The organism is Nakamurella aerolata (genome assembly GCF_013002705.1).
Taxonomy (GTDB): Bacteria; Actinomycetota; Actinomycetes; order Mycobacteriales; family Nakamurellaceae; genus Nakamurella; species Nakamurella aerolata.
Map to the genome: position 1 here is coordinate 119,266 of NZ_JABEND010000005.1, position 14,644 is coordinate 133,909.

At 69.6% G+C, this 14,644-nt stretch carries 11 protein-coding genes and 1 pseudogene; 6 read left to right on the forward strand and 6 right to left on the reverse strand.

The annotated features are described in order from the left end of the window. Positions 1-114: 114 nt before the first annotated feature. The gene (locus HKD39_RS10490) at positions 115-552 is read left to right on the forward strand and encodes a GNAT family N-acetyltransferase (protein ID WP_343074685.1); all 438 of its coding nucleotides are present in this window, start codon (positions 115-117) and stop codon (positions 550-552) included. Positions 553-600: 48 nt separating this feature from the next. On the opposite strand, the gene HKD39_RS10495 is transcribed toward HKD39_RS10490, so the two are convergent. Continuing rightward, positions 601-1,602 (reverse strand): NAD(P)H-binding protein, encoded by a 1,002-nt coding sequence (locus tag HKD39_RS10495; RefSeq protein WP_171199822.1) that lies wholly within the window; start codon positions 1,600-1,602, stop codon positions 601-603. A gap of 299 nt (positions 1,603-1,901) precedes the next feature. Between HKD39_RS10495 and HKD39_RS10500 the strand changes: the two genes are divergently transcribed. Continuing rightward, positions 1,902-2,189 carry an excalibur calcium-binding domain-containing protein gene (locus HKD39_RS10500; protein ID WP_171199823.1) on the forward strand — a complete coding sequence of 96 codons (288 nt, stop codon included), beginning with the start codon at positions 1,902-1,904 and terminating at the stop codon, positions 2,187-2,189. Between the two features lie 151 nt (positions 2,190-2,340). Here the strand turns inward: HKD39_RS10500 and HKD39_RS10505 are convergent, their stop codons facing one another. Beyond that, positions 2,341-2,763, reverse strand: a complete 423-nt coding sequence (locus HKD39_RS10505) for a VOC family protein (RefSeq protein ID WP_171199824.1) — start codon at positions 2,761-2,763, stop codon at positions 2,341-2,343. A gap of 102 nt (positions 2,764-2,865) precedes the next feature. On the opposite strand from HKD39_RS10505, the gene HKD39_RS10510 reads away from it, so the two are divergent. Further along, complete coding sequence (locus HKD39_RS10510) at positions 2,866-3,366, forward strand: MarR family winged helix-turn-helix transcriptional regulator (protein WP_171199825.1); 501 nt, start codon at positions 2,866-2,868, stop codon at positions 3,364-3,366. Here HKD39_RS10510 and HKD39_RS10515 read toward each other — a convergent pair. Continuing rightward, a complete protein-coding gene (locus tag HKD39_RS10515) occupies positions 3,363-8,771 on the reverse strand; it encodes an alpha-2-macroglobulin family protein (protein WP_171199826.1) in 5,409 nt (1,802 codons plus the stop codon). The two genes, HKD39_RS10510 and HKD39_RS10515, sit on opposite strands and share 4 nt — an antisense overlap. 399 nt (positions 8,772-9,170) lie before the next feature. Here HKD39_RS10515 and HKD39_RS10520 point away from each other — a divergent pair. Next, a pseudogene (locus HKD39_RS10520) lies at positions 9,171-10,308 on the forward strand (Cmx/CmrA family chloramphenicol efflux MFS transporter). Here the strand turns inward: HKD39_RS10520 and HKD39_RS10525 are convergent. From HKD39_RS10525 to HKD39_RS10535, 3 genes are all read right to left on the reverse strand, one after another. Beyond that, positions 10,262-10,687, reverse strand: coding sequence for an MmcQ/YjbR family DNA-binding protein (locus tag HKD39_RS10525; protein WP_171199827.1), 426 nt, complete (start codon positions 10,685-10,687; stop codon positions 10,262-10,264). The pseudogene HKD39_RS10520 and the gene HKD39_RS10525 overlap by 47 nt on opposite strands. Before the next feature lie 67 nt (positions 10,688-10,754). Beyond that, on the reverse strand, positions 10,755-11,813 hold the full coding sequence (locus tag HKD39_RS10530) for a DUF808 domain-containing protein (protein ID WP_171199828.1): 1,059 nt from the start codon (positions 11,811-11,813) through the stop codon (positions 10,755-10,757). A gap of 233 nt (positions 11,814-12,046) precedes the next feature. Beyond that, entirely contained in the window at positions 12,047-12,418 is a 372-nt protein-coding gene (locus HKD39_RS10535; protein WP_171199829.1) for a winged helix-turn-helix transcriptional regulator, read from the reverse strand. Between the two features lie 122 nt (positions 12,419-12,540). Here HKD39_RS10535 and HKD39_RS10540 point away from each other — a divergent pair, with 122 nt between their 5' ends. Further along, on the forward strand, positions 12,541-13,971 hold the full coding sequence (locus tag HKD39_RS10540; protein WP_171199830.1) for an MFS transporter: 1,431 nt from the start codon (positions 12,541-12,543) through the stop codon (positions 13,969-13,971). Continuing rightward, positions 13,968-14,546 carry a DUF1684 domain-containing protein gene (locus HKD39_RS10545; RefSeq protein WP_171199831.1) on the forward strand — a complete coding sequence of 193 codons (579 nt, stop codon included), beginning with the start codon at positions 13,968-13,970 and terminating at the stop codon, positions 14,544-14,546. Before HKD39_RS10540 ends, HKD39_RS10545 begins: the two co-directional genes overlap by 4 nt. Positions 14,547-14,644 lie beyond the last annotated feature (98 nt).

Genomic DNA, 14,644 nt, shown 5'->3' on the forward strand with positions numbered 1-14,644 from the left:
ATGACCGCCTCCGACCGCGACAGCACCACGCCGGACACCAGCGATACCCCTGTGCTGGCAACGCTTTCCGGTGGCTTCAGGGTGATCGCCGCGCGGCCGCAGGATGTTCCGGCGATGGTCCGGCTGCTCGCGGACGATCCGATCGCCACCGCCCGGGAGTCCGCTCCGGACGGGGCCGAGTACGCCGCCGCCTTCGCCGAGATCACGGCGGATCCGCGGCAACTGCTGGTCGCGCTGCTGCCGCCGAGCCCGGCTGCGGCGACCGGCGAAGCCGAGGCCGATGAGGTGGTGGGCACCCTGCAGCTGTCGTTCGTTGCAGGGCTGTCCCGGCGCGGAGCGACTCGGATGATCATCGAAGCAGTGCGGATCGCCCCTGCGGCCCGCGGCACCGGCGTCGGTTCCGAGCTGATCCGGTGGGCGCTGGAGCACGGCCGCGAGCGCGGCGCGGTACTGGCTCAGCTCACCACCGATCAACGACGTGAGGACGCGCATCGGTTCTACCGGCGGCTCGGGTTCGAGGGCACGCATCTGGGGATGAAGCTGTCGCTGTGACCTCCGCCGGTACGTGCGGCGGGGTGTCGAGGTAACGACCGGGCCGGCTCAGCCGGCGAAAGCCGCCCGGTGATCGGCCACCCACCGAGTGAACGGTTGTGCCGGGCGCCCCAACAGCTCGGCCACCGTGTCGGTGACCGGCTCCGGGTTGTCGATCATCGCGCGTTGGCCGTCGATGATCGACCTGGCGAACGACTCGGGCAGGCCGGCGAACAGCTCGCTCATCGCCTGCTGCTGGCTCAGCTCGACATAGGCGACCGGGCGGCCGATCACCTCGCCGATGTGCTCGGCGTACTCGCGCTGGGTGAGTTGCTCCGGCCCGGTCAGATGCAGGGCCTGATTCCGTTGGGCCTGATTCGGTTGGGCCTGGTGCTGTTGGCCCGGTGCGCTCGCGGCCCGACCCGCGGCGCCGCCGGGTGTCCGATCGCCAGGGGTGCCGGTGCGTGTCTGATCGCCGGTGGCTATCTGATCGCCGCCGGCGGCTGTCCGATCGCCGGCACCGGTCAGCGACTGCACCGCCACGGCGGCGAGGTCGTCCTCGTGGATCAACGCCCGCCTGGCATCGGCGGCCGGCCAGCGCACCGTCCCGGTCGCCCGAATGCTGTCGGCCCAGCCGAGCGTGTTGGCAGCAAAACCACTGCTGCGCAAGAAGGTCCACGGCACACCTGTCTCCCGGATCAGCCCCTCCAGCAGCGTGTGCGAACCCATGATTCCGCCCTGCCCTGCGGCGCTATCGGCACCGTGCGCCGACTGGTAGACGATGCGGCCGCCCGCGCCCCGAACACTGTCGGCGACGGCCGACACCACTCGCGGCGCGGCAGGATCGCCGGCGATCGAGGGGAACAGCAGGAACGCGGCGTCGGCCGGCCGCAGCGCGCCGAGCGAGCCGGGGTCGGTCAGGTCGGCGGGCACCGGCTCGACCCCGGCGGGAAGCGCGGCAGCCCGGTCGCGCACCACGGCGAACACCTGGTGTCCATCGGGTTCCTCCAGCAGCCGCTGCACCACCCGGCCACCGACCCTGCCGGTCGCGCCGGTCACTAGAATCCTCATGCGCATGCTCCCGTCGTCGTTTCCCGCCGCTCGGTGCGGCACAGCGACGGTATGAGTTCAAGCCGAGTTGAGGTCAACCCTCGACCGGGGCGGGCATCGGCCGTTCATCTCAAGCCATGTCCGGCCCTCTCAACTGCGTGAATGAGCCGGAGTTGGGCTGATTTGGACCACGGGGCAGGTATATGTCATTCTTTGCCTAACCGCGCTGAATCCAGCCGCTGGTTCCCCTCCTGGTCCGACCACCCGGCTACCGCCTACCCTGCTCGCCGGCCGTCGACCCCTGCTGCAAAGGCCTTGCCATGTTGCGTCGTCTTACCGCGGCCTCCGCCGCCGCCGTGCTGTCGCTGACCCTGCTGGCCGCTCCCCCGGCCGCGGCAAAGACGGTGAAGCCCAAGAGCTATCCGAACTGCGCTGCCCTGAACAAGGACTACCCGCACGGTGTCGGCAAGAAGGGTGCGAAGGACCGCTCGAAGAGCAAGTCCAAGAGCTTCCGCCCCGTCACCAACTTCACGGTCAGCACCACCGTCTACAACCTGAACACCAAGCGGGACGCTGACCGGGACGGCATCGCCTGCGAGAAGCGCTGATGCCGTCCCCGGCCGGCATTGCCCGGCACTGGAGCTCAGCGCGGAAGATCGGGCACCGAGTTCGGTGGCCGATCTTCCGCGCTGATGCACGCGGCGGGCAGCGGCGACGCGTAACCCGAGCGCGCCCGGCGGCGGCTACGGGTGACTGCGGTCAGCGTGCCGCCGCCTCGGGTGCGCTGCCATGCACCGTGAGCAGATAGCCCTGTGGATCGGTGAAGCTGAACATCCGGCCGAAGGGCCCGTCGCTGGGCGGCGCGACGATCGGCACGTCGGCAGCCCGCAACCGCTGGTGCAGCCCGTCCGCGTCGGCGGTGGCCAGCCAGAGCGCAACGCCCACCCCTGGCCGCGGCGCCGCGGCTGCCAGGTCGACACCCGGCAACGGCTCACGCACCGCAAACGGGATGGGCGCGGTGTCGAACACCACTGCACCCGGCGGGCTGGCCGGCGCCGGCACCAGGCCGAGGACATCGCGGTAGAAACTCGCCGCCTGCTCCAGATCCTGCACCTGCAGGGCGATGAAGTCGCACCCGGTCACCGCGCTGGCGCCGGCTGGATTCGTTGTCGTCACTGGCATGTCTGTTGCTCCTTCACGATCGACACAGTTGACTGTTCAGTGTCAATATGTTGACACGAGACTCAGCCTGCACCCGGATTCGTCATGTGTCAAGCTATTGACATGGCTACAGACGTGACGGGATCGCGGCAACAACCGGGGCGCTTCTCCGACCGAGTTGGTTATCTGCTCAAGCAGGTGGACAGTGTGCTGCGCGCCCGGATGGACGACGTGTTACGCCCGCTCGGCCTGACGGTTCCGCAGTACGCCTGCCTCGAACTGCTCGGCGCCGAGCCGGGACTCAGCGGCGCCGAGCTGGCGCGCGGCGCCTTCGTCTCCCGGCAGGCGATGAACCTGGTGGTCAAGGGCCTGCAAGACCGGGACCTGATCACGCGACCCGACACCGCGCCGTCCGGACGCAGCCGCCCCATCGAGCTGACCCCGGCCGGCGACACCCTGCTACGCACTGCGGCGGCCCGCGTCATCCAGGTCGAGACCATCATGGTGTCGCTGCTGTCCGACCGCCGGCTCCAGCAGCTGCGCAGCGGCCTGGAGTCCTGCGTCACCGCGCTGGAGAACCTCCCGCAACGGCCACCGAACAGCGGCACGGTGCCGGGCGCCTAACCGATCACCACCCGGTCGGAAGCGCTGCGCCCAAAGGTTTCCGGTGCGTACATCTGCTCGGCCTTGGTCGGTGGCGCGACAAAGGTTCCTGGCACGGTGGCCCTGGCCTGGTAGCTGTAGGAGTACACCCCGCCCTGCAGCCAGGAGGTGAACGCCTCGGCGCGATCGTCCCGCAGATTCTGGTGCTCGTACCAGTAGGCGTTCCCCTGCTCGGCGCCGATGGGAGCAGCAGGATCGGCGGCAGGGCCGGCGTCTTTGCCTGCCCCGGTCTCGGCGGGCCGGGCGTCCGGCGCCCCACCGAGATCGCGGATCTTGGCCAGGTACTGCAGCGCCGACCGCACAGCGGCGTCCCTGCGGCCGGCGGACGCACCGTCGAAGCCGTTCTTCTTGGCCACCAGCAGCGCCTGGGTGGCTTGGACGGAGGTGAACGGCTGCGACTTCTCGCCCTTGCGCCAGAACGGATACCCGCCGTCGTCGTTCTGCAGTCGGATCAGCTTGTCGATGTTGCCGTTCACCTGCTTGCGCAGAGCGTCCGGCGAAGGCAGCTCAGGGGCGGAGAACGACTGCAGCACGCTGCCGACCGAGGCGATCGCCAACACCTTGGTGGCCATCGCATCGGACGAGTCGTAGTCGTAATCGGCGAGATAGCCGAGCGCGTCGGACAGCCGGGTCAGTGCGGTCGACGAGGTGCTCACCTGCAGGCCGCCGAAGGCGTCGATCACCCCGGTAGGCGACTGCACTCGCTGGTCCAGCACGGTATTGCCGTCCAGCGATCCGTAGCTGGCGAAGGCCTCTGAGGTGCTGGGGGTGTACACCGGCAGCGTCAGCTGTGCGGCATCCGCTGCCGCCGGATCGTCGGCGGCAGCCGCAGCGACCCGGAACTCGGCGGTGCCGGCGCGGTCGGCCGTGACGGCGAAACGCACCTCGACCCGGCTCTTGGCCGGCACCTGAACCTGCTTGCCGACGGCGCCGGCGGTCGCACCGGTTCCGGCTCCGGCGACGGTCAGGTTCGCTCCCTGCAGCGCGACCTGGGCGGTCTGCGGGGTGTCCGTGGTGTTCTGCACCAGCACCGGAACCTCGGCCTTGTCACCGAAATTCAGGAAACGGGGTGCGGTGGGCCGGACGGTCAGCGGCAGCGCGGCGGTCAGCGTGGCCTCGCCGGTGCCGAACTGTGCTTCGCCGGCAACGGCGACGACCATCACCCGGTAGCGGGTGAGATTGTCCGGCAGCGTCACCGGCACCGCGGCGCTGCCGTCGGGCCCGGTGAGCACGGACGGGCGGAACAGGGCCAGCGCGTCGAAGTTGTTGCGCAACTGGATTTGGGGCTGCGTCGGCCCGCTCTTGGCCGGCGCGGCCGCGGCGGGCGCGCCCTGGTCGCCCTGGGCGGCGGTGCGTTGGTCGCCGGTGGCCGCGCCGGCTGCGCTGCCACCGGCGACGGACTCCATGGCGCCGGCTGCCGTCGAGTCCCCGCCGGACTGCGGCGAAAGTTGTTGCGGGCCCAGCATCACCAGCGACCGGCCGAACCGGGTGTCGACTTCGGTGTTGCCGACCGGATAGAACGCGGCGAGCGGGTCGGCAAGCTGGTAGTCGCTCTGCGCCAGCACCGCCTCGTCCACGACGGCAACCTCGAATTCGCTGCCTTGCACCGGTTTTCCGTTCGCGTCCTTGACGGTCACGTCGACGGTGGTCTTTCCGCCGGGCTTCACGGCCTGCTGCCTCGGCTTGGCGGTGACGGTCAGTTCGCGGCCGGCGGTGGAGACCGCAAGGTCCACCCGGCCGGTCGCGTAGGCCGGCCGGTTACCGGGAGCGGTGCCGCGTGGCACGGTGCCGACCACCTCGACGTTGGCGGTCACCGCCGGCAGCAGAGCGTCGGTCACCGGGACCCGCACCTGCGCCGTTCCGTCCTGCACCGTGAAGGTGTTGCTCGAGACGATGCCGTTGTGGTTCAACGTGATCAGCCCGGTTCCAGCGGCGATCGGCCCCTGGACGAACAGCACCGCGGTGTCTCCTGGCCGGTACTGCTTCTTGTCCGGGATCAGGGTGAGCTGCTGCTGGTCGACCCGGGTGTCGATCGAGTCGTCGCGGCCGGCCACCCAGCGGCTGACCTCGGTGCGGCTGGTGCGGCCCTTGGCGTCGGTGACGGTGGCGGTGATGCGATACTGCCCACCGGCCTTCGGCCTGAAGGTGCAGTCGACCGGCTTGGCGGTGGAGCGGACGGTGCAGGTCTGCTTGTCCGACAACGTTTCGGAGGTCTCGCCGCCGGCCCAACTGCTGGTCACCTTGGCGGCCGTCACGGTGATGGCCCGCCCGGCTACAGCGGTGCCGGCGATGTCGGTGGCGATGAGGTTGACGGTGAGGGGCTGACCCCGACCGATGAACGTCCCGTCGCCGCTGACCCCGACGTAGGCGTCGGCAGGATGCACCACAACGTCTGTGCTGTCGGCGATCTGCTGCCGGTTGACGTCGGTCACGCTGGCTTGGGCGGTCACCGTCACCGGGTACCCGGCGGTGTCCGCACCGAGATCACCGACCTGCACGTCGAGATAGTCGCGGCCGGCGCCGTCGGTGGTTCCGCTGAAGTGTTGGACGTTGTCGTCCCTGGTGCCGCCGGGTCCGGGCGGCATCACGTCGCCGTACTGGCTGCGCGCGACGCCCTCGCTCAACCACCACGGGCGCCAGCGGCCGAAGCTGAACTGTTGCCAACCGGGTGGGGCGTAGCTGGCCTCTGCGGTGCGCACCTGCCAGTCGACGGTGGCCTCGCCCAGCGCTCCCCCGGCGTAATAGGTGGCGTCGGCCTGTACCGCAAGGTCGCTGCCTCTGACGGCGGGAGCGGTGTCCACCCGCCGGGTGGCGACCTCGAAGGCCGGCGTCCGGAAGTCGGCGATCTGGAAGGTGTGCTCGCCGGTATCGGCGCTCTCGGCGCTGCCGGTCAGGGTGGTGGACAGCCGGGCGGCGCCGAGGTTGGCCCCCGCCGGAACGGTCACGGTTAGGTCGAAGCCGCCGGAACCATTCACCTTGGCGGTGCCCCGGCCGATGCTGACGCCGTTGCCGTCGGTGGCACTCCACCGCACGGTGCCGGTGCCCGGAATGCTGAGTCTTGTTGCAGGGTCAGAACTTTGCTGCCGCACCCAACCCTTGACCGACACCTTCTCTCCCGGCCGGTAGGTCTGCCTGTCGTCGGTGAGGTACCACAGCAGCCGGTTCGGTTGGTCGGCGCGCCGCCATCCGATGTCGTTCCACAGGCTCGCCGGGAGCAACGCCTGCTGTTCGTCGCCGGTGGCGAGCAGGGCGGTTCCGCCGGCGTCCAGTGGGAGCCGCGCCAGTCCCTTGGCGTCGGTGGTGACGGAATCGCCGGTGGCACCGCCGGGACCGATCAGCTGCACCTGCACCCCCGCGATCGGCTTGCCGTCGCGCAGATCGGTGACCCAGGTGGTGGCGTTGCCGGCATCGGCGACCGTGTCGACACCGATGGTGGTGAGCTGGACCCAGCTGGCGCTCGGCCGGTTGGCGTACTTGCCGTCGCCGGTCACCGGTTCGGTCGGTTCGACCAGCACTACCGCCTGGCGCCGCTGTGCGTTGAGGTCGGCGGAGAGATCGATGGCGGTGGTGGACAACGAATCTCCCGGACGATTGACCGGCAGGGTGCGATCGGACAACTGCCGCCACGACGTGGGCGGGGCGATGGGCGCATCGCTCTGGTTGGCCTTGACGTACCACGCCAGGTACCCGGCCCAGTCTTCGAGTTCCACCGCGTACACCCTGACTCGAACCTGCCGGTGGATCGCCGAGGTGACGGAGATCTGCGGCTTGTCCAGCATCGGGTCGACGGTGGTGACCGGCGAGTCGAACGCCGAGAGTTGTTGCTGGGCAGCACCAATGGAGATGGTGGTGTCCACCGGCGCCGCCAGCCGCTGCCCGAAGGTGTCCTTGAGTCCGGCGTCAACGCGTATGCGGTAGGTGGTCCGCGCGGCCGTCGGACCGGTGATCACGATGCCCTGACCCGACGCGGCGACCACCGCGCCGTCCAGCTTCGGGGTGATGGCGACGGTGCCGGGATCGAAGGCTTTCTCGTCGATCGGGTTGCTGAACGTCAGTTGCAGCGATGAGCCGGGGCCACAGGTCGCCCCGCCGCAATCGGTGGTGGTCAGCTCCATCGGACCGTGGGTGGTGAACGAGAAGCGCTGTTCCGACATGGTGGGCAGCGGCCCTTCCGCGGACGGCGTACCGGGAGCGACGGTGAGCGTTGCGCTGGTGCCGACCGGCAGGTCACGTTCGGGGACAACGGCAATGAACCGCCCAGGGGTGGCGGAGTCGATGGTTCTCGCGGCCTGGTGGTCGGCGTCGATCTCAGCCGCGGTGGCCTTCCGGATCGGCCAGCTGGTATCGCCGGCGGTCAGGGACAGCTTGGGCAGCAACGTTTTCTCCTCGATCCGCTGATCGAACACGGCGACCAGCACCGGGCGCAGCGCTGTCGGCTCCTCGTCACCGGGGGTGAAGCTGGTGACGCTCGGCGGCGGTGTGCTGAACCTGGCGGTGACGGGCTTGGCGAGCGCGTTGCCGGATTGGGACCGGGTGCCGACCGGGATGGTGACGGTGTAGTCGGTCGCCATCGGCAGTCGGTCGACGGGCGCCTTCTTGCTGCCGGTCTCTGCGACGAAACGCAGTGTGCTGGTACCGATCCACTCCCACCGCCCGGGCACGTCGGGGCTGAGCCGCGCCGGGACCGGCAGATCCTTCAGTTGCCCGACGGTGGTGACCGGGACCATCGGCTGGCTGAAGGTGATGGACAGGTTGGGGGCGATCGCGACCTTGCCCTCAGGTTGAATGCGGAGCACGGTGAGCGGCCCGCCGGGAGTGCCCGCCGGCTTCTGCGGCGGGTTCTGGCTGGCGGCTGCCGAGGGGAACCGCTGGTTGTTCTGCTGGGTGCTTTCCGGCTTCTTGATGGTCTGCGCGGGCCAGCGGTACGGGCTGCCGCCGGTCGCCGTCGGCGTCCACGCGGGGAGCCGGCCGAGCAGCCGGCCAAGGGTTTGCTGATCGAGCGGGGTGCCGTCGGCCACCGGCGTTTCGGCGGCCGGAGTGGCAGGGCCGGACCCGGCCGACAACCGCAGCCCCGCGGGCAATACCCGACCCTGGCCGGGGGTCGCGTTCCCGCCGCCAGGCTCGGTCGTGGCGCCGGAACCGCTGCCGGGTCCGGAACCGGGCGCCGACGGCTCATTCTCGCCGCTGGATGCGCCGGCCGGGCCCGGACGGCCCGCCGGGTTCGACCCGCCGCCGGTAACGACGACCGTCGTCACCAGCACGATCAGCGCGAGCGCTGCGGCGCCGAGCACCCACCACCGGCGGTGTCGCCGCAGCGAACCGCGCACTCCACCCGCTGCCCGCTGATTCGTTCCGAGGTTGCTCATCGTTCCTCCCGAAGCCGCCGCCGACCCGCAACAACCGGGTGCTGCGGACTGGACGGCGCCCGGCTCGCTTTGGTTGCACGGGCTTGTCCGAATCGCGACTGTAGGTCTGGGCTCGTGGTCCGGGCTGTTGGTCCGGGCTGTTGGTCCGGGACGCCGGTGCGGTTGCCGGCACCGGTACGGTGACCTGCGTGAGTTCTCCGATCTCAGACAGAGCAGGGCTGCCGGCATAGCCGGTGGCCCGATGCCCGCACGCTGAGCAGTCCCTCCCTGTTTTTGCCGGTGACAGCCCGCTGGTGATCACACCGCGGAACCCGCTCAGCCGTCACTGTTGTGCATCCGAGTCCCGGTGTTGCCGGTGCGCGTTTTCCGCCCACCCGCTTGCCCACCGGAGGTTCTCGCATGCCTGTGTTGTTGTATCTGCTCGCCGTCGCGGTGTTCGCGCAGGGCACCTCGGAGTTCGTTCTCGCCGGGCTTTTGCCCGGCATCGCCGCCGATCTGAAGGTGTCGCCGGCCAGCGCCGGGCTGCTCACTTCGGCTTTCGCGCTCGGCATGGTGGTCGGCGCGCCGGCGCTGGCGGTGCTGGCGGTGCTGGCGCGCCGACTACCGCCGCGCTGGACGCTTGCCGGTTTTCTTGCCACCTTCATTGCCGCGCATGTGGTCGGCGCGCTCACCGGCAGCTTCGCGGTGCTGCTGGCCACCAGAGTGCTGGCCGCCGTGGCCAACGCCGGGTTCCTGGCCGTCACCCCTGTCGACGGTGGTCACGCTGGTGCCGGCGCAGCGACAGGCGCGGGCGCTGGCCGTGATCCTCGGCGGGACGACGCTGGCGCTGATCGCCGGGGTGCCGGCCGGCGCGGCACTGGGGTCGCTGTGGGGTTGGCGCTCGGCAATGTGGGCAATCGCGGCGATCAGCATCGGCCCCTTGATAGCCGTGGTGCTGACCATGCCGCGCCGATCGTCCAGCGCGGCAACGGTTTCCGCACCGTTGACCGGCGAGCTGACGGTGCTGCGCCACGGTTCGCTGCGCAGCGCGCTGCTGCTGGCGGTGCTGGTGAACGCCGCCACCTTCGGCACCTTCACCTATCTCGCGGCGATCGCCACCGGGCCGGCCGCCGTGCCGGAGCCGGCCGTCGCGGCACTGCTGGCGCTGTTCGGGTTGGGAGCTTTTGCCGGGGTGACGCTGGCCGGGCGCTGGGCCCACAGTCACTGGCGCCGTTTGCTGGCACTCTGCCTGCCGCTGACGGCCGGCGGTTGGCTGCTACTCGCGGCCGGCGCCGGCCAGGCCTGGGTGTTGTGGACGCTGGCGTTGCTGCTCGGCGGATTGTCGTTTGCGTTGGGCAGCACCATGATTGCCCGCATCATGGCGTCCGCGCACGGCGCGCCGACGCTGAGCGGGGCGTTCTCGACGGTGGCGTTGAACCTCGGCGCGGTGCTGGGGCCGATCGTGGCCGGGGTGGCCTTCGAGCGGCTCGGAGCAGCAGGGCCGCCGTTGGTCAGTGCCGGTTTGGTGCTCGGCGCGCTGGCCCTGAGCCGCCGGTAGGTGCCTGCGGACCGGCCGGGCGTTGCACCTGCTCGGCCAGCCGGCGCGGCGCCAGCAGCAGGTAGGAGTCGGTGAGCAGCTCGCCGAGCTCGCCCCAGTCGGTGTCGGCGTCGAGCAGCAGGCCGACGACGTTGCTGCCCCAGCCGGCCCGGAAGTACGGCTCCCCCATGTGTTCCAGCGCCAGCACCTCGTCCGGCTCGGCGCGGAAGGTGATCCTGATCCGTCCGTCCTCGCCGCCGAAGACGTGACAAACGGTGCTGGAGGCGACCCGCCAGCGCACCCCGACCCAGGCGTCCTGCTCGCGGCATTCCGGCAGTGCCCGGCACATCGCGCGCACCCGCCGCAACACCGCTACCGGAACATCGGGGCGCTCAGCCATGGCCTGCACTCTGCCAGCCGCCGCCGACAGCGCGTCGGGTGCGGCCGGCCGCCGCGGTCAGTGGGAGTTAGTGGGAGTCGGTGGCGGTGCCGGCGGGCGGTTGGCCGGGTTCCCGCGCCGTCACATCGTGCCGCGCCGCATCGTCGGCGGCTGCCTTGTCGGCCGCTGCTGGCTTCGCAGGTGCGGCGGCCTGCTTGTGTTCCTTGCGGCGGGTGATCGCATTGCGGATCGGCGTCACGATGAGCACAACGATGCTGCCGACGATGAAGCCGAGAATGGCCGAGCAGAGGGTGTTGACGATCCAGCCGAGAATGCCGCCGACACCGGCGATTCCGGCGACCGGCTCCTCGATGTGGTGCACCAGGTCGTACGGCGCGCTGAAGCCGAGGTCGTCCATGCCGACCAGCAGGATGTGCCCGCCGACCCACAGCATCGCGACCACGCCGACGACCGAAAGCACATTCAGCACCTTGGGCATCGCGGCGACAAGGCCGCGGCCGAACTTCTGCCAGAACGGCGACTCGCTCTGGGCCAGCTTCAGGCCGCCGTCGTCCATCTTCACGATCAGGCCGACAACGCCGTAGACCAGCAGGGTGATCACCACGGCGACCACCAGCAGCACCACCAGCCGCAGGAAGAACGGCTCGGAGGTGACCTCGTTCAGCGAGATCACCATGATCTCGGTGGAAAGGATGAAGTCGGTACGGGTGGCGTTGGTGACCACCTGCTGCTCGTCGACCGGGCCGGTTTCCTCCGCGTGCTTGGCGTGGCCGAGCAGCTTCTCCCAGATTTTCTCGGCACCCTCGTAGCAGAGGAAGGTGGCGCCCAGCATCAGCAGCGGGGTGACGGCCCACTCGGCGAACTGGCTGAGCAGCATGATCGCCGGCAAAATGAAAATGATCTTGTTCCGCAGCGAGCCGACGGCGATCTTCTTGATGATCGGCAACTCGCGCTCGGCCGCGATGCCCTGCACGTAGCGCGGCGTCACCGCGGTGTCGTCGACGACGACGCCCACTGCCTTCGCGCTGGCCCGCGCGGCGGCGGCACCGACGTCATCGATGGACGCGGCGGCGGCCTTCGCCAGCACCGCGACGTCGTCCAGCAAGGCAAAAAGTCCACTCGCCATCGCGCCATTCACTCCTGTCAGCGTGGGCAGGTGCCACGTCGCGTACCTGGGCTGAGTGTAGTGAGTGTAGTGATCTTGGCGCCTGCCCAAGCCGGCCGCGAGGCACGCCCCGTCCCCCATGCTTGGGCACCGCGCCGGGCGCGCATCACAGCTGAGTTTTCGCATCACAGCTCGAGTAGTCAGCCACCACAGCTGTGATGTGCAAACTCAGCTGTGATCCCGATCTGGGCGGTTCACCCAGTACGGTGCTGGCCGATCTCGCCGGCGTGCGCCTTGATCCACTCGAAGACGTTGTTCAACGGTTCGGCGGCGCTGCTGCCCAGCGGCGTCAGGGTGTAACTGACGGCGGGCGGAACGGTGGGCGTGACGTGGCGTTCGACCATGCCGTTGCCGGTCAGAATGCGCAGGGTCTGGGCGAGCATCTTCTCGCTGACGCCGTTGATCCGGTCGCGTAGCTGGAAGAACCTGTGCTCGCCGTCGCGCAGGGCGACCAGGACCAGAAAGCCCCATCGGCTGGTGAGCTGATCGAGCACCACCCGGCCGTAACAGTCTCCGGCAAAGGCGTCGGGTGAAGCATCGATTTTCGCGGTATCCGTCCCCGTCATGTTCTGTCCCGTTCTATCTGTGCTGCCCGCCGTGGTGTCACGTGTCGGCCTTACCTACAGGTTCGGACCGGAGCGCAAAGTGCGTACTTCCCGATCGTAAGCTGCTTTCCTACGGTAATTCCATGGCTCGTTCCGCTCTCGACATCACCGAGACTCACCCGCCGGCCACCGCGCCGAGCGACCGCGCCGTCACCGGTGCACTTGCGTTCGCCGTCTTCGGGTACGCGCTCGCCCAGACGCTGGTGGTGCCGGCGCTGGCACCGATCCAGGCCGATCTACGGGCGTCACCGGCGATTGGCGCGTGGGTGCTGTCCGCCTTCCTGCTCGCCGGCGCGGTGCTCAGCCCCATCGTCGGCGCACTCGGCGACGGCCGCGGCCCGCGCAACGTCCTGGTTGTCACCCTCGGCGTCTTCGCGGTGGGCTCGGTCGCGGCGGTGATCGCGCCGACCATCGAGGTCCTCATCGCGGCGCGGATCGTGCAGGGGGTGTCGCTGGCGATTCTTCCGCTGTCGTTCGCCGTGGTCCGCCGAGTCGTTTCGGGGGCCAGGCAAACCTCGGCGGCGGCGGTGTTGGCGGGGATCGGCGGCGCGGGCGCCGGGGTCGGGCTGGTGATCGGTGGCCTGCTCACCGACCTGCTGAGTTGGCACGCGCTGTTCGGTCTCGGCGCCATCTTGGCCGCACTCGCCGGCGGCATCGTCCTTGCGGTGGTTCCGACCGACCCCACCGCCGGGCGAACGGGTGGTCACTTCGACCTGCTCGGTGCGGTGATGCTGACCATCGGCCTCACCACCATCCTCGTCGGCCTGACGCAAGGCACGAGCTGGGGGTGGACGTCGGTCTGGGTGTGGCTGATCGTCGCGGCCGGTCTCGCGGTGCTGGTGTTGCTGGGTCTCGTCGAGCGCCGGCGCTCCCGTCCGCTGCTGGACGTTGCCGAGCTTGCCGACCCTGGCCTGGTGGCCACCCACCTCACCGCGCTGCTGATCGGCGCCGTGTCGTATCCGTTCTATCTGCTGCTGCCGCTCTGGGCGCAGGCCGGCGACGGATCGGCGCCGAACCAGGTGGGGTTCGGCGGCAGCATCACCCTGGCCGGGCTGATTCTGTTGCCCGGCGCGCTCACCCTGCTGTTGGGCAGCGCCCTGACCACCAAGCTCGCCGCCCGCACCGGACCTCGCACCCCGTTAGTTGCCGGATTTGGTCTGATCGCCGTGGCGACGCTGGCATTGGCCGGCTGGCACCAGCACATCTGGCAACACGTCGTCTGCTATGCGGTGGTCGGACTCGGCACCGGCTTCGTCTTCGCCAGTCAGCCCCGGCTGATCAGCGTGCACGTCCCGGTGCGCCGCACCGGAGCGGCCAACGGATTCAACAACATCGCCCGCAGTGTCGGCAGCATTCTCACCACCCAGATCACCGCTGCCATCGTCGCCGCCACCACCAGCGCGACCGTGCCGGTCACCGACGCCACGCTGTCCATCGGGCTGGCGCTCACTGCCGGACTGTGCCTGCTGGGACTGGTCGCTGCCACGTTCACCACCAAGGGAGCTCAGCAATGAACACCACAACGACCGACGATTCATACCGTTCCTGGCAGCGCTTCAGGGCCGATTGGTGGCGCACCATCACCGCAGCCGACGGGCTCTTCGGTTACGACCCGGTCGCCAGGGCGCGTATCGAACGGCTCGGCGTACCGGCGTATCCGTACGACCCCGCCTGGGTACTGCCGGCCCGCTTCGAGCCGGCAACCGAGGCAGGGACACTCGATCTGCAGATCGCCCACCACACCGGCATCAAGAGCGTTTTCCGTTACGGCACAGTCGATGTCACCGTTGCCGGTCGCGAGTACCGGCTTCAGGTCTATTCGGCACCTGGACGCGAATACCACCTTTCGTTCCGCGATGCGACCAGCGGCCACACCACCTATCCCGGCGGCTGGGTGGTTTTCATTCCCTTCCCAGACGGCCACCGGGGCGACGGTTTCGATTTCACCCTTGATCTCAACCGCGCGGTCAACGGCCCACGCGGCTACTCCGAACTCACCGCATGCGCGCTGCCACCGGCCACCAACACCATCGACGCCGCCGTCACCGCCGGTGAGCAGATCACCAGCTGGATGCGCGCAACGCCCTAGCTGCCATGCTGGTCTCGCAGGTCGGACGCGCCGTTCGGCCGGCGCGGCGCGGCGAAACGGTACTGCAGCAGCCGACGCGGCGGGTCTTGCTCCGGATC